At 63.9% G+C, this 22,815-nt stretch carries 22 protein-coding genes and 1 pseudogene; 15 read left to right on the forward strand and 8 right to left on the reverse strand.

All coding sequences use genetic code 11. From position 1 onward, the window contains the following. Positions 1–7: 7 nt before the first annotated feature. Positions 8–433 carry a PaaI family thioesterase gene (locus CWS35_RS10660; protein ID WP_024579060.1) on the reverse strand — a complete coding sequence of 142 codons (426 nt, stop codon included), beginning with the start codon at positions 431–433 and terminating at the stop codon, positions 8–10. Between the two features lie 86 nt (positions 434–519). Here CWS35_RS10660 and CWS35_RS10665 point away from each other — a divergent pair, with 86 nt between their 5' ends. Next, positions 520–1,149 carry a CoA pyrophosphatase gene (locus tag CWS35_RS10665; RefSeq protein ID WP_100951874.1) on the forward strand — a complete coding sequence of 210 codons (630 nt, stop codon included), beginning with the start codon at positions 520–522 and terminating at the stop codon, positions 1,147–1,149. 155 nt (positions 1,150–1,304) lie between these two features. Continuing rightward, the gene (locus tag CWS35_RS10670) at positions 1,305–2,501 is read left to right on the forward strand and encodes a hypothetical protein (RefSeq protein ID WP_100951875.1); all 1,197 of its coding nucleotides are present in this window, start codon (positions 1,305–1,307) and stop codon (positions 2,499–2,501) included. Between the two features lie 119 nt (positions 2,502–2,620). On the opposite strand, the gene CWS35_RS10675 is transcribed toward CWS35_RS10670, so the two are convergent. Further along, complete coding sequence (locus CWS35_RS10675) at positions 2,621–2,920, reverse strand: hypothetical protein (protein ID WP_100951876.1); 300 nt, start codon at positions 2,918–2,920, stop codon at positions 2,621–2,623. A 202-nt stretch (positions 2,921–3,122) separates the two neighbouring features. On the opposite strand from CWS35_RS10675, the gene CWS35_RS10680 reads away from it, so the two are divergent. Beyond that, positions 3,123–3,602 (forward strand): hypothetical protein, encoded by a 480-nt coding sequence (locus CWS35_RS10680; RefSeq protein ID WP_024579064.1) that lies wholly within the window; start codon positions 3,123–3,125, stop codon positions 3,600–3,602. Positions 3,603–3,615: 13 nt separating this feature from the next. Then, a complete protein-coding gene (locus tag CWS35_RS10685; protein ID WP_100951877.1) occupies positions 3,616–4,521 on the forward strand; it encodes a CoA ester lyase in 906 nt (301 codons plus the stop codon). A 14-nt stretch (positions 4,522–4,535) separates the two neighbouring features. Here the strand turns inward: CWS35_RS10685 and CWS35_RS10690 are convergent, their stop codons facing one another. Further along, complete coding sequence (locus CWS35_RS10690; RefSeq protein WP_024579066.1) at positions 4,536–5,750, reverse strand: EAL domain-containing protein; 1,215 nt, start codon at positions 5,748–5,750, stop codon at positions 4,536–4,538. 683 nt (positions 5,751–6,433) lie between these two features. On the opposite strand from CWS35_RS10690, the gene CWS35_RS10700 reads away from it, so the two are divergent. From CWS35_RS10700 to CWS35_RS10715, 4 genes are all read left to right on the forward strand, one after another. Then, positions 6,434–7,381, forward strand: coding sequence for a TAXI family TRAP transporter solute-binding subunit (locus CWS35_RS10700; RefSeq protein WP_100956218.1), 948 nt, complete (start codon positions 6,434–6,436; stop codon positions 7,379–7,381). 171 nt (positions 7,382–7,552) lie between these two features. Further along, positions 7,553–9,661: a TRAP transporter permease gene (locus CWS35_RS10705; RefSeq protein ID WP_024579069.1), complete on the forward strand. Its 2,109-nt coding sequence runs from the start codon at positions 7,553–7,555 to the stop codon at positions 9,659–9,661. Further along, positions 9,622–10,035: a DUF1850 domain-containing protein gene (locus tag CWS35_RS10710; protein WP_100951879.1), complete on the forward strand. Its 414-nt coding sequence runs from the start codon at positions 9,622–9,624 to the stop codon at positions 10,033–10,035. Before CWS35_RS10705 ends, CWS35_RS10710 begins: the two co-directional genes overlap by 40 nt. A 95-nt stretch (positions 10,036–10,130) precedes the next feature. Next, positions 10,131–10,937, forward strand: a complete 807-nt coding sequence (locus CWS35_RS10715) for an SDR family NAD(P)-dependent oxidoreductase (protein WP_024579071.1) — start codon at positions 10,131–10,133, stop codon at positions 10,935–10,937. Positions 10,938–11,139: 202 nt separating this feature from the next. Here the strand turns inward: CWS35_RS10715 and CWS35_RS10720 are convergent, their stop codons facing one another. The 4 genes and pseudogenes from CWS35_RS10720 to CWS35_RS10730 all read right to left on the reverse strand — a co-directional run bounded on the left by CWS35_RS10720 (position 11,140) and on the right by CWS35_RS10730 (position 14,536). Then, the gene (locus tag CWS35_RS10720) at positions 11,140–11,919 is read right to left on the reverse strand and encodes a hypothetical protein (protein WP_100951880.1); all 780 of its coding nucleotides are present in this window, start codon (positions 11,917–11,919) and stop codon (positions 11,140–11,142) included. A 273-nt stretch (positions 11,920–12,192) separates the two neighbouring features. Continuing rightward, positions 12,193–12,588, reverse strand: coding sequence for a type II toxin-antitoxin system PemK/MazF family toxin (locus CWS35_RS40595; protein WP_100951881.1), 396 nt, complete (start codon positions 12,586–12,588; stop codon positions 12,193–12,195). A 91-nt stretch (positions 12,589–12,679) separates the two neighbouring features. Further along, positions 12,680–12,808 (reverse strand): annotated as a pseudogene (locus CWS35_RS40050) (IS1595 family transposase); the annotation flags it as partial. A 189-nt stretch (positions 12,809–12,997) separates the two neighbouring features. Beyond that, positions 12,998–14,536 carry a sodium:proton antiporter gene (locus tag CWS35_RS10730; RefSeq protein ID WP_100956220.1) on the reverse strand — a complete coding sequence of 513 codons (1,539 nt, stop codon included), beginning with the start codon at positions 14,534–14,536 and terminating at the stop codon, positions 12,998–13,000. Between the two features lie 159 nt (positions 14,537–14,695). Between CWS35_RS10730 and CWS35_RS10735 the strand changes: the two genes are divergently transcribed. The 4 genes from CWS35_RS10735 (at position 14,696) to CWS35_RS10745 (ending at position 19,267) form a co-directional block, all read left to right on the forward strand. Continuing rightward, a complete protein-coding gene (locus CWS35_RS10735) occupies positions 14,696–15,454 on the forward strand; it encodes a tetratricopeptide repeat protein (protein WP_100956222.1) in 759 nt (252 codons plus the stop codon). A 197-nt stretch (positions 15,455–15,651) separates the two neighbouring features. Further along, a complete protein-coding gene (locus CWS35_RS10740; RefSeq protein ID WP_100951882.1) occupies positions 15,652–17,559 on the forward strand; it encodes a propionyl-CoA synthetase in 1,908 nt (635 codons plus the stop codon). A 314-nt stretch (positions 17,560–17,873) separates the two neighbouring features. Next, entirely contained in the window at positions 17,874–18,146 is a 273-nt protein-coding gene (locus tag CWS35_RS38910; RefSeq protein WP_029878796.1) for a hypothetical protein, read from the forward strand. 44 nt (positions 18,147–18,190) lie between these two features. Next, positions 18,191–19,267: an acyltransferase gene (locus CWS35_RS10745; protein WP_024579076.1), complete on the forward strand. Its 1,077-nt coding sequence runs from the start codon at positions 18,191–18,193 to the stop codon at positions 19,265–19,267. Positions 19,268–19,361: 94 nt separating this feature from the next. Here CWS35_RS10745 and CWS35_RS10750 read toward each other — a convergent pair whose 3' ends face one another. Continuing rightward, entirely contained in the window at positions 19,362–20,060 is a 699-nt protein-coding gene (locus CWS35_RS10750; RefSeq protein WP_024579077.1) for a DUF1013 domain-containing protein, read from the reverse strand. A 230-nt stretch (positions 20,061–20,290) separates the two neighbouring features. Between CWS35_RS10750 and ispH the strand changes: the two genes are divergently transcribed. From ispH to rnhA, 3 genes are read left to right on the forward strand one after another with little or no spacing between them, the layout of a single operon-like run. Then, a complete protein-coding gene (ispH, locus tag CWS35_RS10755) occupies positions 20,291–21,265 on the forward strand; it encodes a 4-hydroxy-3-methylbut-2-enyl diphosphate reductase (RefSeq protein ID WP_024579078.1) in 975 nt (324 codons plus the stop codon). A gap of 5 nt (positions 21,266–21,270) precedes the next feature. After that, on the forward strand, positions 21,271–22,251 hold the full coding sequence (locus tag CWS35_RS10760; RefSeq protein WP_100951884.1) for a homoserine kinase: 981 nt from the start codon (positions 21,271–21,273) through the stop codon (positions 22,249–22,251). Further along, positions 22,239–22,700 carry a ribonuclease HI gene (gene rnhA / locus CWS35_RS10765; protein ID WP_192827256.1) on the forward strand — a complete coding sequence of 154 codons (462 nt, stop codon included), beginning with the start codon at positions 22,239–22,241 and terminating at the stop codon, positions 22,698–22,700. The genes CWS35_RS10760 and rnhA overlap by 13 nt, the downstream gene beginning before the upstream one ends. The last annotated feature ends 115 nt before the right edge of the window (positions 22,701–22,815 follow it).

Genomic DNA, 22,815 nt, shown 5'->3' on the forward strand with positions numbered 1-22,815 from the left:
AAACTCCCTAGCTGTCGTTCTTCAGAATCTTGAACACGCCATTGGCCATCGCGATGCAGCGCTTGTCGACGGTCACCTCGGCGGTGATGAAGATCAGGCTGCGGGTCGAACGCACCACGCGCGGCCGCGTCGTCAGGATCTCGCCGATCTTGCCGGCTTCGACGAAATGGGTGTCGAGCTGCACCGTCGCAAGCGTCGGCTTGCCCGACACGAAGCGCGCCGCCATGCCGCAGGCGCGGTCGGCGAAGGTCATGATCACGCCGCCCTGCACGAGGCCGCGGCGATTGTGATGCTTGTCCTCGGTGATCAGCGCGAGCTCGAGCGAGCCGTCCTTCAGCCGCTCCCACAACGGACCGATCAGCGACAGGAAGCCCGTGGTTTCCGCGACCTTCCAGCCGTCGGATTTGAGTTTGTCCGCGGCCTTGGCCGTCATGTGATGGAGCCCGTTCGTTGAGTGATCGCAGGAGGCATGTCGTTCCGGTCATTTCATCAAACGCTGACGTGGTGTAGTCAAGATCAATGGTCCGCACATTTGACGATGCCACCCGGCGGAATATCGCAGAGCTCTGCGCCGCGTTCGCACGCCTCGCGCCGGCGGATGCGGCGCCGACGCTGAAGCGCGCGGCGGTCGCGATCGCGCTGACCGAAAGCGACGACGACGGCGGCACCGCGTTCCTGCTGACCCGCCGCAGCGCCAGCCTGCGCGCCCATAGCGCGCAATGGGCACTGCCGGGCGGCCGCTGCGATGCCGGCGAGACGCAGGCCGAGACCGCGCTGCGTGAACTGCATGAGGAGCTTGGGCTTGCGCTGTCCGCGCGCGACGTGCTCGGCATGCTCGACGATTATCCGACGCGGTCCGGCTATCTGATCACGCCGGTGGTGGTCTGGGCCGGCGCGCATGCGGCGATCACGCCGAACCCGGACGAGGTTGCGTCGGTGCATCGCATCGGCCTCGATGCGATCGAGGCCAGCGACGCGTTCAGCTTCGTCATGATTCCGGAAAGCTCGCGGCGCGTGATCCGGTTCCGGCTCGGTGGCCAGCAGATCCATGCGCCGACTGCGGCGTTGATCTATCAGTTCCGCGAGGTGCTGGCCGGGCGCAACACCCGCGTCGCCGATCTCGAGCAGCCGGTGTTCGCCTGGAAGTGACGTTCATCAGACGCGACGGCGCACAGCTTCTCCACGATTCTGTGCGGGGAACACCGCATTGTGGCGAAAATCCTGAACGTGATCGCGGCATCCCGCCGCCCGCGCCCCGAACAATTCCGGGCTGACTTCGCGGCCGCGCTTGCTACAACGAGGTCATGCGCCCGCAATTGATTCGCCTCTCGTCAGGACTTGTCGCGCTTGCGCTCGTTGCCAGCGCGCCGTCGGTGTTGGCCGGCGAGGCCGATGCGCTGCCGCCTTCCGTCGCCAATGCGATGGCGCAGGCATCGCCGCAGGCGATCATGGAGTATCGCCGCAAGCTTCAGGAGTACCAGGAGGCGCGCGCCGCCTTCGAGCAGGACGCCAGCGCCTATTGGGGTGCGATCGCCGACAAGCGGCGCGGCCGCAATGCCAAGCGCCGCGATCGCGTGCAGATCACGCTCGACGATTACGTGCTGCAACAGCCGCCGGTCTATGAGGGGCCGAAGCGGCCGGTCAATCCTGCGCCGGAAGAAGAGGGCGGCAAGCCGCCGCGTCCGACGAAAACGCTGCCGGTGGCGGCGGATCTGGTCCGGGCGGCGGCCGAGCATTTCCAGTTCGCGCCGCAGCGGCCGACCTCGGAGGTCGAGTTCAAGCGCGCCTATGCGCGTTACGCGCGCGCCGCAGGGCTGACGCCGGAGCAGGCGGTGCGGGTCTATTCGTTCGAGACCGGCGGCACCGGCAATTACGACGTGCAGGCGGGCATCGAGCATGGCGGCAAGCGCGCCATCTCCACCGCGATGGGCTACAACCAGCTGCTCACCACCAACACCGTCGAGCTATTGGCCGAGCAGGGCCATGAATTCGTGCGCGACCTGACCGAGCGGGTGGCGCGGACGCAGGGGCCGGCGCGCAAGGCGATGGAGCACAAGCTCGCGGTGCTGAAGAAGATGGTCGCGTTCACGCGCACCGTGCCCGACGACTGGTCGGCGCATGCGCGGCTGGCCGACACGCCGCAAGGCTGGGCGTGTCACGCCATGGTGCTCGACATCGATGTCGGCCCGATGCTGCAAACCCACAAGCTGCTGACCTCGGTGATCTTCGCGCGCAACAAGGGCTACAGCCGGCCGCTGACCGCGGCCGAGCTCGAGATGATGAACCTGACCGGCGACGGCACCGGGCTCGACATGGTGACCATGCCGCAGGCGATGCGCGAACAGGTGCCGACCGCGAACTTCTTCCAGCGCTCGGGCTACGAGCGCAACCCGGTCGCGATCCGCCACAACACGGTGGCGAGGCTGCTCGCCGTCACCAACGAGCGGATGGACGTCAACAGCAACAAACCCGGCGCCAGGGAATTGGCCGCCGCGTTCTGAACTCTGCCGAAAACCGTCAGAGTATTTCCGGTTCTGATTGAATCAGGACCGGAGCCCGAGACGCTTCTCTCGATGCGTTTACATCACGCGAACCGGCCTCAACTTCGCTCGAAAGCGCTCTAATTCGAGCCGAACATGAACTTTCCGCTGCCTTCGAGATAGGGACCGGAGCGCATGTAGAGCTGGCCGTTCTGGCCGATGAAGAACAGCGTCCCCTTCGGCACCTTCTTGGCGCCCTTCAGCAAGGTGCCGGCATTGTTGGTCCCCATCTTGTAGGCCCAGGTCTTGCCGTCCTTGTCATAGGCGTAGCCCATGTCGGACTTCAACTCCCAGGGCGCGGCTTCCTGCGCGAATGCATATGTCGTCATCGCGGCAAGGGTTGCGGTCGTAAAAAAGGTCTTGGTCAAAAAATGCGTCATGATCCCTCCGGCCGAAAAACGGCGTCGTCCCCACGCTTTTGAACAAATCACGAACGCCATTCGCGCGTCAATACGACAATCAGTCCGACCGCTCACGGAGAACGGCGACTTTGTGATTTCCCGCATCAAGCTTGGCGACTATCTTCGCGTTACCGTCTACAAACGCTTCGATTGCCGGAAGCACCACCTTGGGATGATCAGGATGAACCACGTCATGAAGATCGGTATCGGTGTCGCTCTGTCATTCGTGGCGCTGGCGTCAGTCGCGCAGGCGGATGAGTTCAAGCTATCCAACAACCAGCGGATCTCCTGCAGCCGTGGCCTGTCCGCCGGCAAGCTCAAGACGTCGACCTGCAAATCCTACGCTTATTTGTTCAACGTCAAGACCTCGGAGTACTTCCGCTGCCAGGTGTCGCTGGCGCTGACGCAGGACAACAAGGAGGTCATCAACGTCCAGGCCGACGGCAGCTGCACCAAGAAGCCGCGCATCTTCGAGACCGATGGCAATTATACGTTCGACGCCACCGAGACCGAGCCACCGAACACCAACTCGTTTTTCGGCACCGGCGGCTATGCGATCTGGGCAAGCGACACCACCACCCAGAAGATCCGTGGCTGCATCACGATTTCTTCCGGCCTCGGCTCCGACATCTCGAAATGCCTCGACATGACGTTTCAGTGACGGTGAGGGCGGCGTGACGCGCAAGCTGCGCCCGGCCTCGCTGTGCCGCTCCTGGCTGTTTCTCGAAGGCGCCAACGAGCAGGTGCTGCAACACGCCGCCGCCAGTGGCGCCGACGTGCTGATACACGAGCTCGAGGACTTCACCCCGCCATCGCTGCGCCCAAAGGCGCGGGCGCTGGCGGCCGATCTCTACGCGGCCTGGCGCGACCAGAGCGTGGTGGTCGCGGTCCGCGTCAACCCACTCGATCAGGACGGCATGGATGACCTTGCCGCCGTGATGCGCGGCGGTCCGGATATCGTCGCGTTGCCGAAGGTCGCCGAGCCGCACCATGTCGCCCGGCTCGACGAGGCGGTGACGCGGTTCGAGCGCGACTACGGCATCGCCGAGGGATCGACGTCGCTGTTGCCGAACATCGAGTTCGCGCGCGGCCTGGTGCAGACCGGGGCGATCGCGGTGGCGAGCCGGCGCACCATCGGCTGCCTGATGGCGTCGGAAGATCTCGCCGCAGATCTTGGTGCCGAGCGCGGCAGCGATGGCCTCGAGCTCGCCTACGCACGGCAGCGCTTCATCGTCGAATGTCGTGCCGCGGGCGTCGTCGCGGTCGATTGTCCCTACACCTGGAGCGATGCCGACGGCGTCGCGCGCGACACCGCCTGGGCGCGGCGGCTCGGCTACACCGCAAAGAGCCTGGTCGATCCCGCGCATGCCGCCATCGTCAACGGCGTCCTCACGCCGGGCGCGGATGCGTTGCGCGAGGCGGGCAGGATCGTGGCCGCGTTCGAGGCGGCGCGGACGCAGGGCCTTGGCCGCGTCGAGCTCGACGGCTCGCTGCTTGAAGTGCCGACCTATTCCAACGCGAAACGGCTGATCGCGCGCGGCGAAGCGCTGCGCACGATCGATCGTGACACGGAGACCTGACGCGCGGTGTCGCGTCAGGACGCCGATTCTTTTTCCGAGAAGTGCATGCGCGAGCGGGCGAACTTCTTGACGCCCATCGGCTTGCCGAACAGATAGCCCTGGACCTGATCGAAATCCATGTCGTGCGCGGCGAGAAAATCCGCGCGGGTCTCGATGCCCTGGGCCACCACCTGCGCGTCGCTGTCATGGGCGAGCTCCACGATCCGCCGGCACACGGTCTGCTTCAGCCGCTGATCCGCGCAGCCGGTGACGTATTGATGGTCGACCTTGAGCTGGACGAAGGGGAAGTTCGGCAGTCCGAGCAGCGACGGCCAGTTGGCGCCGACATTGTCGATCGAGATGCCGATGTTGTGCAGCCCCACGCGACGCGCGACATCGGTCGCCAGCTCCAGATTGTCGACCACCTCGGTGCTGTCGATCTCGATCAGCAGGCCGCCGAACGCGGCGTGATCCGGCATCCGGCGGCACAGTTCGCGCACCGCGTCGTCGTCGGCGAGGAACGAGATCGGCAGATTGATCGAGAGATTGACCGGTCCGATCTGCTCCAGCAGATAGCGCCAGTCCTCGATCGCGCGATCGATCACGAACTCCGACAGCGCATGGAAATGCGGATCGCCTTCATCGGGAATGAAATAGGCCGGCGGCACCACGCCCCAGGCCGGATGGCGCATCCGGATCAGCGCCTCGGCGCCGCTCGGAACCAGCGTCCGGAGATGGATTTTCTGCTGATACCACAGCTCCAGCCAGCCGGCCTTCAGCGCTTCGGGCACGTCCACCGCGGGGCTCGGCGCGGGCTCGAGCGGCAGCAGTGACGCCAGGCTGTCACGCAGGGTTCCGGCACTGAACGGGGTCGACAGCGCCGGCAGCATGGCGATGCCATATTCATCGCCGATCTGCCGGACCGCCTTGACGATGATCGAGTCCGGTTGCCCGATCACGAGGACCTTGCCGCCGTAGTCCTTTCTCACCAAAGTCTCGAGAATTTTACTGACTTCGATGCCGTCCACGGAGACGCCGAGCACCAGAAGATCGGGCCGTTCCGCATCGAGAACGGCGTCGAGTTCCAATGCCTGACTGCATTCACTGGTGATGAAGCCGAGGTCTTCCAGGGCCTCTGCGAGGAAGGTTCGAAGGTGTTTTTTGCTGTCCGCAATGCATGCGCGCGGGGTCAGCTTGCGATGTCCGAACCAGCCGGCCCGTGTGTGTGCGATGTGACTGATGTGATTCATGCCCCGCCTTGTCCGTAGTTACCCCGGCCTGACTCGTACATCCTGGAGCGGCGGCAATCATGGAATTTTCTGGTTCATACATTGATTGGCTCGCTAACCTTAAAGGATTCAATTCGAATCAAATGATGCTGGAATCGCCGTGTTTCTCCGCTGTCACGGGTGCAACAAATGCGTCATCCGACGTTCATGCGCGCGATCGAGCTGAATTCGAACGCGGGAAAAAAGCGCGCCGCGCATGTCTCATCGGGGGACGGCGTTAATGACTGTGTTGTCGCGCCAACGCCGGCGCCGAATTGCATCATTGTCGGACATCGGATCGCTTTCACGCGAGGTGATCCGTCGAATCGTCGCGGAGTTGCGACGGCGAATCGGATCACCGGTCGCGCGATGCCGACGCAGCACGCGTAACGTCGCGGTCGCCACTCGCAACGTCTCCGGCATCAAGGCACGGTCGCCGATTGACCTCGAGACCTCGTCCCAGCGAGCGCCCGATGCATTGGCACGGCTGCAAGTAATACCTCGCGGCGTGATGGCCCATCTCCCAACCCGCTTGCGCGCAGAGTTCCCGTATCGGCCACGCGATGCGGCCTTCGGGATTTCAGTCACGTATGCGTCATTTGGATAGGTTGACCCGGCGGGGGTGTCCGGCCAATTTCCGGCCGGCTTAGGGGAGAATAATGCTCATGAATTCAAGGTTGATGGCCGCTGCGATCGTGGCAGCCAGCGTTTTGTCGGCGCCCGTCGCGCAGGCCCAGCAGTTCATCAATGTGCTGACCGGCGGCACCTCCGGGGTCTACTATCCGCTCGGCGTCGCGATGGGGAAGATCTACGGCGAGAAGATTGCTGGCGTGAAGACCCAGGTGCAGGCGACCAAGGCTTCGGTCGAGAACCTGGTGCTGTTGCAGCAGGGCCGCGGCGAGATCGCCTTCACGCTCGGCGATTCGCTGAAGGCCGCCTGGGAAGGCGACGCTGAGGCCGGCTTCAAGACCAAGCTCGACAAGCTGCGCACCATCGGCGCGATCTATCCGAACTACATCCAGATCGTCGCCACCGCCGAAAGCGGCATCAAGACGCTGGCCGACCTCAAGGGCAAGAGCCTGTCGGTGGGCGCGCCGAAGTCCGGCACCGAGCTCAATTCGCGCGCGATCCTCGCGGCCGCCGGCATGAGCTACAAGGATCTCGGCAAGGTCGAGTATCTGCCGTTCGCCGAATCGGTCGACCTGATGAAGAACCGCCAGCTCAACGCCACGCTGCAATCGGCAGGCCTCGGCGTCGCCTCGCTGAAGGATCTCTCGACCTCGAGCGAGATCAACGTCGTCGCCGTGCCGAAGGAGACCGTCGACAAGATCGGCCCGCCCTTCGTTTCGGTGATCATCCCGGCCAATACCTATACCGGCCAGGACAAGGATGTGCCGACCGCGGCGGTCGTGAACTACCTGGTCACCTCCAGCGCGGTGTCGGACGACCTCGCCTATCAAATGACCAAGCTGGTCTACGAATCGTTGCCGGAACTCGCCAACGCGCATGCGGCGGGCAAGGAGATCAAGCTCGAGGCCGCCGCGACCGGCAGCCCGGTGCCGCTGCATCCCGGTGCGATCCGCTATTACAAGGAAAAGGGCTTGATCAAGTAAGGCCGGTTGCGTTTCGAGGATGGATGGCCGGGCTTGACCCGGCCATCGATCTTTCTAAAGACTCTGATTTTCGATGGATGCGCGGGGCAAGCCCGCGCATGACGTGCGAGGGGCGCGGTCGCGGCACGACGCAGGTGCCCGGACCTCGTAGGCACGCCGGGGGACTGATAGATGCAGCAGCAGGCTGGGGGCGTTGAGCCCGTCAAGGTCGAATTCGACAATTTCGAGCATGGCTTTCCGGAAGGTTTCGGCCCCGGCGCCTGGGGGCATCTGGCCTATGCCATCGGCCTCGCCTTCGCGGTGTTCCAGCTCTATGTCGCGGCCTTCAACTATTTGCCGAGCCAGGTGGTGCGCGGCGTCCATGTCGGCTTCCTGATCCTGTTGACCTTTGGCCTGATCGGCAATTTCACCGCCAAGACCGCGTTCGGCCGCGCGGTGAGCTGGATCGTCGGCGCGAGCGGCTTCCTCTGCGGCCTCTACCAGTGGATCTTCTATGCCGACCTGATCGCCCGTGACGGCGATCCGACCCACATGGATCTCGCGGTCGGCACGCTGCTCGCTATCCTGATCTTCGAGGGCACGCGGCGGCTGATGGGGGCGGCACTGCCGCTGATGTGCGGCGCCTGTCTGCTCTACTGGTTCTTCGGGCAGTATCTGCCGTCGCCGTTCAACCATCGCGGCTACGATTTCGACCAGATCGTCACCCATCTCTCGTTCGGCACCGAAGGCTTCTACGGCGTGCCGATCTACGTGTCGGCGACCTACATCTTCCTGTTCATCCTGTTTGGCTCGTTCCTGGAACGTGCCGGCATGATCCAGCTCTTCACCGATGTCTCGCTCGGCCTGTTCGGGCGCACCCGCGGCGGCCCCGCCAAGGTGGCGGTGTTCGCTTCCGGCATGATGGGCACGATCTCCGGCTCCGGCGTCGCCAACGTCGTCACCGTCGGCCAGTTCACGATTCCCCTGATGATCAAGTTCGGCTATCGCCGCGCCTTCGCCGCCGGCGTCGAAGCCACCGCCTCGATGGGCGGCCAGATCATGCCGCCGGTGATGGGCGCGGTCGCCTTCATCATGGCGGAGACGCTCGGCGTGCCCTATTCGGAGATCGTCAAGGCCGCCGTGATTCCGGCGATCCTGTACTTCGCCTCGGCATTCTGGATGGTGCATCTGGAAGCCGGCAAGCATGGCCTCGTCGGCATGAAGCGCTCCGAGATCCCGAGCGCCTGGAAGGCGCTGGTGGCGCGCTGGTACCTGGTGCTGCCGCTTGCCGCGCTGGTCTACATGCTGTTCGAGGGTTTCACGCCGCTCTATGCCGGCAGCATGGGTCTCGCGCTGACGGTGGCGCTGATCCTCGGCGCCAGCATCACGCTCGGCGTCTCCAACACCGTCGTGCGCTACATCTTCTGGATCGGGCTGGCGCTGGTGGTCGCCGCGGTGTCGCGCCACGGGCTCGAGATCGTCCCGGTCATCGGCGTCGTTGCCGGCCTCATCGCGATCGCCGCGATCACGCGCGGCGGCCGCGCCACGCTCAGGGCCTGTCGTGACTCGCTCGCCGACAGCGCCAAGTCGGCGCTGACGGTCGGCATGGCCTGCGCCATCGTCGGCACCATCATCGGCATGATGACGCAGACCGGCGTCGGCACCATCTTCGGCAGCTGGATCATCGGGCTCGGCGACAAGAGCCTGTTCCTGGCGCTGATCATGACGATGTTGCTGTCGATCCTGCTCGGCACCGGCATCCCGACGATCCCGACCTACATCATCACTGCCGCGCTCGCCGCCCCGGCGCTGGCCAAGCTGGGGGTGCCGCTGATCGCAAGCCACATGTTCGCGTTCTACTACGGCATCATGGCCGACCTCTCGCCGCCGGTGGCGCTCGCGGCATTGGCGGCGGCGCCGATCGCCAAGGAGAACCCGGACAAGATCGGCTGGGAGGCGATGCGGATCGCGCTTGCCGGCTACGTCATTCCCTTCATCTTCGTTTATTCGCCGGCCTTGATGTTGCAGGGCGGGGACCCGATGGCCGCGCAGCTCGGCTTCTACGGCGCGGTGGCGCTGGCGAGTTTCAAGGCGCTGGTGGCGATCGCGCTGTTCGGCATCGTCGCGATCGGGTTCCTGTTCACGCGGCTGAGCTGGATCGAGATCGCGGTCGCGTTCGGCGCCGCGCTCTGCCTGCTCGGCGATTTCCAGTTCTCGGATACGGCGGGCTTCACGCTCGCCGCCGCTGTCGTGCTGTGGCAATGGCGGCGACGTCCGCGCGATGCGGTGGCCGCAGCTTGAGCCTCTGCCTTGCCTCCGCAGGGGTCGTGAAGACGCTGCAGGTCGCGGCCTTCACGCTGGCCTGGACCCATTCGATCGAGAAGACCGCATGGCAGGAAGACTGGCTGGTCACGCCCGCCGGGCTCACGTTGCAGCAGGCCCGCATCAAGGGCACTGGCGCCGGCATGGAGCCGCCGCCGGAGGCACGCCTCGTCGACGGCTGGTTTCAATGGTCGCCGCAGCCCGTGCCGAGGGCCGAGGTCGTGCTCGGCAATTCCGGCGCTGCCGGCGAATGGCACCTGTGCGCGGCGGGACGCTGCCAGACGCTATCGGAGATTTTCCGGCATCCGATCGGTGCTAATGTCACCACGATGAGAGCTTGCAACGATCGATAGCCCGCATGAGCGGCGCGATATGCGGGAACACCGCCCCGGATATCGCGGCGCTCATCCGGCTACGATCGTCACAACGACAAACGGGAGAACGACCGATGGATCGGCTCAAGGGCAAGGTTGCGATGGTGGTCGGCGCGGGCTCGATCGGGCCGGGCTGGGGCAATGGCAAGGCGACCGCCGTCACCTTTGCGCGCGAGGGCGCCAGCGTGTTCTGCGTCGATCGCAACGGCGCCGCGGCCGAGGAGACGGTCAAGATCATCACCGAGGAGGGCGGCAAGGCCGCCGCTTTCACCGCCGATGTCTCGCGCGCCGCCGAGGTCGAGGCGATGGTCGCGGCCTGCCTGAAGGCCTATGACCGTATCGACGTGCTCGACAACAATGTCGGCATCGCCGAGGTCGGCAGCGTGGTGGAGGTGGCGGAAGCCGAGTGGGACCGCGTGTTCGCGGTCAATCTCAAGAGCGCCTATCTGTCGATGAAGCACGTCATTCCGGTCATGATCAAGCAGGGCGGCGGCTCGATCATAAACATCTCCTCGATCGCCTCGATCCGCCATGTCGGCATCTCCTATGTCAGCTACAATGCGAGCAAGGCGGCGATGAACCAGATGACGCGCTCGACCGCGGTCGAGTTCGCCTCGAAACATGTCCGCGTCAACGCGATCCTGCCCGGGCTGATGAAGACGCCGATGGTGGCGCATTCGGCGGGGCTGGCGCAAAGCTACGCCAAGGGCGATGTCGAGGCGATGTGGCGCGCCCGCGACGCGCAGGTGCCGATGGGCCACATGGGCGATGCCTGGGACGTCGCCAATGCCGCGCTGTTCCTGGCGTCAGACGAATCGAAATATGTCACCGGCATCGAGCTCGTGGTCGACGGCGGTATCACCTCGAAATCGGGCGCGTGAGCGCGGCTACGCCTCGACGCTGAGCTCGGCGCGGCAGGGAGCCAATAATTGACAAAAGTGAATGAGGACAAGATTTCCGCCTCTCGACAGGGCGGCGATTCAGAAATGGTTTTGGTGCCTCGCATTCCTACTAAGGAAACGCTTAAGGCAGCGCGGGCAGAAGACGCGGCCCCGTGTTTAGGCTTCAATGATCGAGCCGCAATTATCCAGTCAGCATAGGGAACCAAACGAGCGGTAAGGGCTGATTGCCCCTGAGACGATAGTGCAGAAATCTGTCCATGATTGTCCATGCGCGTCGTCTGGACTCATGCACCGTTCTTGCAACAACTGCGATTTGATTCCCGTGTCGGGGCGCAAAAGAATTCTTGGTAACGTATTCTACGTAGGGCTGGCTCACATTGAGAACCTTTTGCATGAGTTCCCATGCCTTTTTTCGTTCGTCACTTTTTTCGGTAGGTCCAGCAATAAGAACGCGGATAGTTTCCACCGCTCTCGCGGTGTTGATTAGGCATTGAGTGACGATGACGTTGGCAATCACCAGATCATTTAAGGCCGACATGATCGCAGGCTCTATCATGATTAAATTCGCGACGCGTGAAAACCGTTCGTCTTGCCCGAAGGAAGTGCAGACTGGCTTAAGGATCGGGTCTGCTAGGGCAAATCCATCTTCCACTCCCTGATCGTTAATCCACCTATCTATGATGGTGATTGCGCCAGCGCCCATCTGAAATGCGATCAAGTCGACGAGCCCCTGCACGATCAGAAGACACTGTTGCCAAAGTTCATAGGGGTGCGCCGGCGTCCGATTATCAAAGTAGCATAAGACTTCGATCGCAGAATCGACGATGCTAATATGGTACTCGGCCTTGAACTGACCAGTCGATTCAATGAAACTTATGGGCGCTTGATTTTGGATTGAAAGTTTTATTCCGGTAGGATGGACGCGTCCGAAAAACTTTACTTGATGAGGGGCGGTTGCCATATGTCACCTGAGGACGATCAAGCGCTAAATGCCACAAAGCGACTGATAGGAGATTTCGTGCGAGTGAAGCCGAAACCGCACGAAGAAATGAATATCTCCGGGAAGCGGTCTTCCAAGAAGAAGAGCGCGCTGGGAAAGTGAAAAACGAAAGGCCCCACCGAAACTACTCGGTGAGGCCTTTTTAGGGGTTGCCTAACGGTCCTTCGTAGCCCGTTCACATTCCCCCGTCGGTCCCCGAGGGGATAGAGTTTTAATATGGCGTTGGAACTGCTGCTAGGCAAGGTCCAAAGCGTGCTTCATTCCAACCGCGATGCGTTCCATATCCTGATCGTCGATTGACTCCAATTGGTTAACGCCGCCAATCTGGACGTTATCTAGCCGTGCATGGGACATGCAGCTAATTACGTCGCAAAGCGCCCATGTGGGTTCTGTGAGGCATGCATACTTGGTGGCCGGGAACGGAACGTGTGCTGGCTTAATCTCGATTGGCTGCGTTGCCGAGAATGGAATTACCAAGCACCGCCCCGGGCCTTGACCGTGTCGATGGTTGTATGATCGCGGAGAGATAACAACCACTCGGCGCCCCTTCGTCATTTCAGGATGGATGCGCGCTAGATCAAAATTACAAATAAGAATACGCGCCCGCGGCGGTACAAAAGGTATAGGCATTTCACCCCCGTACCAAGAGATTATACAGTTTCTACTTGGAGTCGAGCCGTCTTCTCTATGCAATGAATCACTTGCAGCCTGTTTTGGGCGGCTAACCTTGGTTAATCGGCCGGTACGTCAGGCGCTTGCCCTCAGTACCTTTGAGAGCATTTGCCGTCTGTTCCCCATCGGTGACGCCAAGGCTAGAATGATTGTTGTAGCGGAAATCAAACTCCTTCAGATGAGCCTCAAAGCCTTCGCGGCCTTTTCCTCGTCGTAGAATTCAGGGCTCTGAAAACGGCTTTGGTCATCGAGATACTCCGATGGTTCCGTTATACAGAATCTATCCACTTTTGTAAAGGATGTATTACTCTCCGGGAGAGGGAGCGCAGTGCCGTCGCGGCGACGATTCAACCCAATCTCTTCACGCTTACACCTCGGCGCTGAGCTCGGCGCGGTCGAGTTCCTCCTCGACCAGATGGAACGCGTCGTCGCCGATCGCCTCGGTGCGGCGCAAACCGAGCAGTGCCTGGCGCGCGGCGGCAATGGCGCGGCGCCGCAGCGGATCGGCCGGCAGCTCGCGCGAACTCAACCCGCCATCGGTCTCGGCGCGCAGCAGCACGGCGCGGTATTCGAGCCGCAGGATCTCGGCTTCCTCCGACGGATCGGTTTCGATCGCCTCGAGCGCGGCACGAAAGGCGATGCTGCGGGCATGCGCCGCCTCGCGCCCGACCGGATCGTCGTCATCGAAATTCAGCGCCAGGATCAGCGGCCGCAAGGTCAGGCCCTGGATCACCAGCGAGCCGAGCACCACGGCAAACGCCGTCAGCAGGATCAGGTCGCGATACGGAAACCATTCGGGCAGCGCGAACGCCGCCGCCAATGTGACGATGCCGCGCATGCCGCACCAGGACACGATGAAGCCGCGCTTCAGGGTCGGCACCGCCTCCACCACATCGGCGGGCAGCAGATGGCGCGCCTTCAGCGTGCGCAGCAGCGCGCCGTACGGCATTACCCAGAGGATGCGGGCGAGGATCACCACGGCGAGGATCGCGGCCGCGAAGCTGCAATATTTCCACCGCACCTCGGCGTCGAGGTCCGACCAGATCGGGCGCAATTGCAGGCCGATCAGCATGAAGGCCAGCACGTTGAGCACGAAGACCACGGTTTCCCACACCGCATAGGACGACACGCGCAACCGTGCCGAGGTGCGCGCCGGCGCGGTGCGGGCGATGGTGATCGCATAGGCGATGATGGTGAGGATGCCGGACAGCCCGAGATGCTCGGCGATTATCCACACCATGAAGGTGCCGCCGAACTGGGTGATGATCGCGCTCGGCGCCTCGGTGACGCGGCGGGTGATCATCATCCAGACCTGCGCAAACAGGTAGCCGGCAGCGAGGCTCCCGACCAGCGCGATCGTGATCGATGGCACGAACTCGCGGATCTTCATGTGCTCGGCGGCGACCAGGCCGACCGCGACCCGATAGATCAGCAGCGCGCTGGCGTCGTTGAGCAGGCTTTCGCCCTCGAGGATCTTCTGGATCCGGTAGGGCAGCTTGACCTGGCGCAGGATCGCGGTGGCGGCGGCGGCGTCCGGCGGCGCTACGATCGCGCCAAGCGCAATCGCAACCGGCCATGGCATGTCCGGCCGCAGCCAGCGCGCGACCACGGCGACCGCCGTCGTCGTGACGCCGACCGCGACCACGACCAGCGTCGAGACCGGCAGCCAGTTGTTGCGGAGATCGCGCAGCGAGGTGTCGAAGGCGGCGTCGAGCAGCACCGGTGCGACGAACAGCGCCAGCGCCAGTTCCGGTTCCAGCGCCCAGGTCGGCGCCCACGGCAGCAGCGTCAACAGCACGCCGCCGATTGCCAGGAAGGTCGGGTAGGGCACCTTGATCCGCCGCGCAAGCGCCGACAGCGCCACCGCTGCGAGCAACAGGCCGATGATCCATTCGAATGTCAGCAAGGCGAACCCCCGGATGCGGCTCCGAATGCGGTTGCAGGTGCAGCCGATCGTCGCAATTGACGTATAATCCAGCGTGTGGTTTTGCGGCAAATGGCGTGCGGCCGGCAACGGGAGACCGGCGGGCCGCGCATCGAAGAGGACGTTGTCTCGGTGATCGACATGCGACGCAATTCTGCAACTCTGGGCGCGGCGCTGGTCTGCGTATGGTTCTCGGCCGGCGTTGCGTGCGCGACGAGCAGCGAGCCCGGCAAGGATGTGCAGGCCGATCCCGGCCCCTGCGTCGCGGCGGCTGCGGCGGCGGATGACGACAAGACCATCGAGGTCTGCGGCGCGCTGATCGACAATGAGAAGACCGCGAGGCCGGATCGGATCAAGGCCCTGACGGCGCGCGCGGGCGCCTATGACCGCAAGCAGATGATCGATCGGGCGATCGCCGACTACGACACCGTGCTCCGGCTCGATCCGTCGCTCGCCGATGCCCACAATGCGCGCGGCGAGCTGTGGCGCCGCAAGGGCGACCGGCCGAAGGCGATTATCGATTTCGGCGCGGCCGTCAAGCTCGACCCGAACCATGCCGCTGCCAAGGCCAACTACAAGTCGCTGTCGCTGGAACTGGAGCGGATCGGCGCGATGATGGCGGTCGCCGGCAAGCCGAGCTTCGATTGCCGCAAGGCGCGCCGCCCGGTGGAAAAAGCAATCTGCGCCAATCCCGAGCTCGCCGATCTCGATCGCGAGATCGGCGCATCGACCTTTCGCGCGGTGCGCGAGGCAAAGGACCCGCGTCAGGCCCGCGAGTTGCAGCGCGCGCAGGATCAGTTCATCGTCCGCCGCAATGCCGAATTCGGCAAGCCGGGCTACGATCTGCAAAAAGCAATGCGCGAGCGGTTGCAGCAGATCAACGGGGTCGACGGCTATTAGTGCTAACGTCGGTGAGTTTGCGGCTTGAATTATCGGTCGAGCCCATGACAATGACCGCCAAAGATGACGAACCATCCGTGTTCGTCATGCCCGGCCTTGTGCCGGGCATCCACGTCTCTCTTTGCTTCGGCTTCGAAAGACGTGGATGGCCGGGCCAAGCCCGGCCATGACGCGAGGGATGCACTGGGAGAAACGCGATGAACATTCAGCAGAGCCGGTATCATGAGGTGTATGCCCGCTCGCTTCGAGACCCCGAGGGCTTTTGGGCGGAAGCGGCGCGCGAGATCGACTGGATCGAGCCGGCCAAGAAGATCTACGATCCATCCACCGGCGCCTATGGACGCTGGTTCACCGGTGCAGTGGTCAACACCTGTTACAATGCGCTGGATCGCCACGTCGCCGGTGGCCGCGCCAGCCAGGTCGCGCTGATCCACGATTCCCCGCTCACCAACACGATCACCAAATTCACCTATGCCGAGCTGCTGAAGGAAGTGCAGGCGCTCGCCGCGGTCATGCAGGATTTCGGCGTGGCCAAGGGCGACCGCGTCATCCTCTATATGCCGATGGTCCCGGAAGCCGTGGTCGCGATGCTGGCTTGCGCGCGGATCGGCGCCGTGCACAGCGTGGTGTTCGGCGGCTTCGCGGCGAAGGAGCTCGCGACCCGGATCGACGACGCCAAGCCGAAGCTGATCTTCTCGGCGAGCTGTGGCATCGAGCCCGGGCGCATCGTGCAATACAAGCCGCTGCTCGACGAAGCGATCCGTCTCGCCGGCACCAAGCCGGAGACCTGCATCATCCTGCAACGGCCGCAGCAGGCTTGCGAGCTCACCGCGGGCCGCGACCATGATTGGGCGACGCTGCGCCGTGCCGCGCTCGACGCCGGCAAGATGGCGCCCTGCGTGCCGGTCGCCGCCACCGATCCGCTCTACATCCTCTACACCTCGGGCACGACCGGAATCCCGAAGGGCGTGGTGCGCGACAATGGCGGGCATCTCGTCGCGCTGAAATGGTCGATGTACAATCTCTACGGCGTCAAGCCCGGCGAGATCTGGTGGTGCGGCTCCGACATCGGCTGGGTGGTCGGCCACTCCTACATCGTCTACGGCCCGCTGATCCACGGCGCGACCTCGATCATGTATGAGGGCAAGCCGGTCGGCACGCCGGATGCCGGCGCGTTCTGGCGCGTGATCAGCGAGCACAAGGCGGTCGCCTTCTTCACCGCGCCGACCGCGTTTCGCGCGATCAAGAAGGAAGACCCCGAGGGCAAGTTCATCCGCAACTATGATCTCTCCAGCTTCCGCACCTTGTTCCTCGCGGGTGAGCGCGCCGACCCGCCGACCGTGGAGTGGGCCGAACAGCAATTGAAGGTGCCGGTCATCGATCACTGGTGGCAGACCGAGACCGGATGGTGCATCGCCGGCAATCCGGTTGGCCTCGGCCAACTGCCGGTCAAGCACGGTTCGCCGACGGTGCCGATGCCGGGCTATCAGGTCGACATCGTCGACGAGGCGGCGAAGCCGGTCGCGGCCGGCACCATGGGCTCGATCGTGATCAAGCTGCCGATGCCGCCGGCCTGCCTGCCGACGCTGTGGCAGCAGGACGATCGCTTCAGGGATGCCTATCTCTCGGAATTCCCCGGCTACTACAAAACCTCGGATGCCGGCTACAAGGATGACGACGGCTATGTCTGGGTGATGGGCCGCACCGACGACATCATCAATGTCGCCGGCCACCGGCTCTCCACCGGCGGCATGGAAGAAATTCTGGCCTCGCATCCGGATGTCGCCGAATGCGCCGTGCTCGGCGTCAGGGATGCGATCAAGGGCGAGGTGCCGTGCGGCTTCCTGGTGCTGAAGGCCGGCGTGACCAAGCCGCCGGATCAGGTCGAGAAGGAAGTCGTGGCGCTGGTGCGCGACAAGCTCGGGCCGGTCGCGGCGTTCAAGCTCGCGATCACGGTGGCGCGGCTGCCGAAGACCCGTTCCGGCAAGATCCTGCGCGGCACCATCAAGAAGATCGCCGATGGCGAGCCCTGGACCATGCCGGCCACGATCGAGGACCCCAAGGTGCTCGACGAGATCGGCGAGGCGCTAAAGGGCAAGGCGTAGGTCGAACGTCTTGGCGTGCTTCGCGCGCATCCGGATCGACCACCCGTGTGGCACCCCTCTCCCTAACCCTCCCCCGCAAGGGGGAGGGAACCCTTCCGCTATCGGCTCCCTCACGTCAGGTGAGCACGCGGGTCAGGCTCCCTCCCCCTTGCGGGGGAGGGTGGGGAGAGGGGTGGCCCCGGGCGAGATGATCGATGAAGGCACCGACCGTGCAATCGAGCTACGCATCCGGAAGCAAAATGGCCTTGATTTTGATGGATTGCCGGGTCATCCCGGCGTCCAACGCCATGACGCCACGAGCTACGGACCCACAGATGCGATCCATTTCCGCACGCGCGCCCCTCGCATTGCTGCTCGCCCTGCCGCTGCTGGCAGGCTGCCTCGAGCGCGGGCGATCGCCGATCGCGGAGAGCATGGGCGACGACGATCAGTACTGCCAGGCGAATGGCAAGGTGGCGGTCGGCTCGCCCGAATATGTCGCCTGCCGCAAGGATCGCGACGTCCAGCGCCAGAACGCCGAAGCCCGTACCGATCGGCGGCAGCGCGATCTCGGCGAATACATGATGAACAATCCGGACCGGCACTAGGCGCCGCGGCTACGGCGCGGATCCCTAAGGAAGGCGAGCTCGCGGTGCAGCGTGACAGGATCGGCGAGCTCGACGGTTTGCGCGCGATCGCGGTCCTGATCGTCGTCATCTGGCACTATTTCGGAACGCCTGATGGTCCCGACGGCTGGCCGTGGAAATTGCTGCATGTCGGGCGTTTCGGCGTCGACCTGTTCTTCATTCTGTCCGGCTATCTGATCACCGACATCCTGCTGCGGCATCGCACGGCCGAGCGATATTACTCGGCGTTCTACGGCAGGCGCGCGTTTCGCATCTGGCCGCTCTACTATCTGATGTGCGCCGCCGCGCTGATCGGCTGGACTTTCTCGCTGAGCCCCGACCTGTTCGACACCAGGGGCGTGCCTGGCTGGCTGTATCTGTTCGGCTTGCAGAATTTCGGCATGGCCAAGGCGCAGACCGACGGCGCCTACTTTCTGGCCGTGACCTGGTCGCTTGCGATCGAGGAGCAGTTCTATCTGCTGTTTCCGTTGCTGGTCCGCAACGTGCCGCCGGAGCGACTGTTCGCGATCCTGCTGGTGCCGATCCTGATCTGCCCGATCGGGCGCCTGATCGACAGCGCGCTGCCGGACGCCTATGGCTGGTACGTGCTGCCGCAATTCAGGATCGATTCGCTCGCGATCGGCGCGCTGATCGCCTGGTGGCGGCTCTATCGCAAGCCGGATGCCGAGGTCTCCCGACGCGTCGCCGCGATCCTCAAATGGTCGAGCCTGTCGCTTCCATTGCTATGGCTGTTCGGCTGGAAGCGCTGGTCGGTGGCGTTCTCGCACACCCAGGTCGAGATCTTCTTCGGTGCGCTGCTGTTCGTCGTTCTGGAAAACCGTGGCTCACCAAAACTCGCGATCCTGCGCAGTTCGGTCGCGACCTTCTTCGCCAGAACCTCCTACGCGGCGTATCTCACCCACCACGTCATCGTCTATCTGCTGTTCGCCGTGCTGCATGAACCAAGAACGATCGAGAGCCTCGCCGGCATTTCGCTGACGTTCGGCGCATTTGTCCTGACGTTCGGGTTGTGCGCCCTGAGCTACCGCTACTTCGAGCGTCCGCTGCTCGACTTCGCGCACCGGCGCTTCTCGTTCGGCTGAGCGAAGGCCGCAAGCACCGCGTGCTGCAAACAAAAACGCGGCGGGTGGTCCCGCCGCGTTTGGCATTGCATTCTACGCGATGCGCGATCCGCGCTCACTCTTCCTCGTCGTCGGCCTTCTTGCCGCCGATCGTCTTCAGCTTGGCGAACACGGCATCGACGTTGAGGTCGTCATGCTTCTCGGCCGGCTGGTCGTCGAACTCGTCCTTGCGCGTGGTCTCGGAGGCCGGCAGCAGGGTGGCGCCGCCATAGACGGTCGTGGTCGGCTTCTCCTTGGCAGCGCGCTGCACCTCGAAATCGAGCTCGATCTGCGAGCACAGGCCGAGCGTGACGGGGTCCATCGGGGTCAGCGTCGAGGCGTTCCAGTGGGTGCGGTCGCGCACGCTCGCGATCGTGGTCTTGGTGGTGCCGACCAGACGCATGATCTGGGCGTCCTTCAACTCGGGGTGGTTGCGCACCAGCCAGAGGATCGCGCTGGGCCGCTCATGGCGGCGCGACACCGGGGTGTAGCGCGGGCCCTTCTTCTTGGCGGCGGACGGCAGCACCACCTTGCTCTCCTGGAGCCTGAGGCGGTAATTCTGGTCGCGCTCGCCGCGCTCGATCTCCTCGCGGGTCAACTGGCCGTTTGAAATGGGGTCCATGCCCTTGATGCCCTGGGCGGCGTCGCCGTCGGCGATGGCGCGGACTTCCAGGGGGTGCATTTTGGTAAAATCGGCCACCTGATCGAAGGTCAGGGCGGTATTATCGACCAACCACACGGCAGTCGCCTTCGGCATCAGCGGTGCGTTGCTCATGGCAAATCTCCTTTGTGCTTCGCCCACCTCTGTCGAGGCGAAGCTGGTAGTCATCGGCGATGACGGGAATTATGCCGCCTATATAAGCCCTCCGGGGGGAATGGCGCAATGGGCCAGCAAAATCGCCTTGACAGCGCCCGAAAGCAGCCCCAAGTCCTTACCTTAACTGGCCGTTCCCCGCCCGCCGGCGAGGGGTGATTCGGTCCCGAAATTTGCCCCGAGACAGCCTGATGTCAGCGAAAAAACCCGATCTCAGAATCGTGCTTTGTTCCCCCCGCGGCTTCTGCGCCGGGGTGGTCCGCGCCATCGACACGGTCGAACGTGCCCTCACGATTTATGGCGCCCCGGTCTATGTCCGGCACGAAATCGTCCATAACAAGTACGTGGTGGACAGCCTGAAGACCAAGGGTGCCATCTTTGTCGAGGAATTGTCCGAAATCCCCGATGAAACCAACGCGCCGGTGGTGTTTTCGGCTCATGGCGTTCCGAAATCGGTTCCCGCCGAGGCCAAATCGCGCAATTTCTTCTCGCTGGACGCGACCTGCCCGCTGGTGACCAAGGTCCACCGCGAGGCGGCGATCCATTTCAAGCGCGGCCGCGAGATCCTGCTGATCGGGCATTCCCACCACCCGGAGGTGGTCGGCACCCTGGGCCAGCTGCCCGAGGGCGCCGTGACCCTGATCGAGACCGCCGAGGACGCCAAGACCTTCATGCCGAAGGATCCCAACAACCTCGCCTTCGTGACCCAGACCACGCTGTCGATCGACGACACCGCGGAGATCGTGGCGCTGCTCAAGCAGCGCTTCCCGAACGTCAACGGTCCGCACAAGGAAGACATCTGCTACGCCACCACCAACCGCCAGCTTGCGGTGAAGAAGGTGGCGCCGGTGGTCGATGCGCTGATCGTGGTCGGCGCGCCGAACTCGTCGAACTCGCAGCGACTGCGTGAGGTCGCCGAGCGCGAGGGCTGCCCGATCGCGATCCTTGCCCAACGGGCCAGCGACATCGACTGGGCGCGCTTCGAAGGCATCAAGAGCCTCGGCATCACCGCGGGCGCATCGGCGCCGGAAGTGATCGTCGAGGAGATCATGGGCGCTTTCGCCGAGCGTTACGAACTGCATGTGGAGACGGTCTCGGCCGCGGAAGAGAACGAGTTCTTCCCGTTGCCGCGTTCGCTGCGGCCCGACGCTGCCGCGGCGGAATAGACCATATGGCGGTCTACACCGACGTTGCCGCCGAAGACCTCGCGGAATTCCTCAAGAGCTACGACATCGGCGAACTGCTCTCCTACAAGGGCATCGCCGAGGGTGTCGAGAATTCGAACTTCCTGCTGCACACCAGCCAGGGCGCCTACATCCTCACGCTCTATGAGAAGCGCGTGGCGGAGGACGACCTGCCGTATTTCCTGTCGCTGATGGCGCATCTCGCCGCGCGCGGCGTGTCGTGCCCGCAGCCGGCGCGCAACCGCAAGGGCGAGGTCACCAGCCGGCTCGCCGGCCGACCCGCGGCGATCATCAACTTCCTCGAAGGCGTCTGGCCGCGGCGGCCGAACGTGGCGCATTGCGCTGGCGTCGGCGATGCGCTGGCCAGGATGCATCTCGCCGGCCGCGACTTTCCGCTGGTGCGCAAGAACCCGCTGTCGGTCTCCGGTTGGCGGCCGCTGTTCGATCTCGCCGCCGCGCGGGCCGACAGCGTGCAGCTCGGCTTGCACGACTTCATCGCGCGCGAGCTCGATCATCTCGAAGCCGCGTGGCCGACCGATCTGCCGGTCGGCGTGATCCATGCCGACCTGTTTCCCGACAACGTCTTCTTCCTCGGCGACAAGCTGTCCGGCCTGATCGATTTCCCGTTCGCCTGCAACGACATCCTGGCTTACGACGTCGCGATCTGCCTCAACGCCTGGTGCTTCGAGCCGGATCATTCCTTCAACGTCACCAAGGCGCGTGCGCTGCTCAATGCCTATGGCCGCGGGCGGCCGCTGTCGGCTTCGGAAGAGACCGCGCTGCCGCTGCTCGCGCGCGGCGCCGCGCTGCGTTTCCTGCTGACCCGGCTGGTCGATTTCCTCAACGTGCCCGAGGGCGCGCTGGTGCAGCCGAAGGACCCGCTGGAATATGTCCGCAAGCTGCGCTTCCAGCAGAGCGTCGCTGCCATCAACGACTACGGCATCACGCCGGCGGGATGCGCGGCGTGAGCGACAAGCCGCATGTGATTGTCTTCACCGATGGTGCCTGCTCCGGAAATCCCGGACCGGGCGGCTGGGGCGCGATCCTGAGATTCGGCGATGTCGAGAAGGAATTGAAGGGCGGCGAGGCGCATACCACCAACAACCGCATGGAGCTGATGGCGGCAATCTCGGCGCTGGAGGCGTTGAAGAAGCCCTGCGTGGTCGACGTCACCACCGACAGCCAGTATGTCCGCCAGGGCATCACCGGCTGGATCCATGGCTGGAAGCGCAACGGCTGGCGTACCGCCGACAAGAAGCCGGTCAAGAATGTCGAACTGTGGCAGCGCCTCGACGCCGCATTGAAGCCGCATGAGGTGCGCTGGCACTGGATCAAGGGCCACGCCGGCCACGCCGAGAACGAGCGCGCCGACGAGCTCGCGCGCGAGGGCGTGGCGATGGCGAAGCTGAAGGGGTAGGGGGCGCTATCGCGCCGCGAACCGTCTGCGTAGCGTGGGTAGAGCGAAGCGAAACCCACGATCTCCATGCCCGGCACGAAGTTGATGGGTTTCGCTGCGCTCTACCTAACCTACA

Origin of the sequence: Bradyrhizobium sp. SK17, assembly GCF_002831585.1 — a bacterium.
Classification (GTDB): domain Bacteria; phylum Pseudomonadota; class Alphaproteobacteria; order Rhizobiales; family Xanthobacteraceae; genus Bradyrhizobium.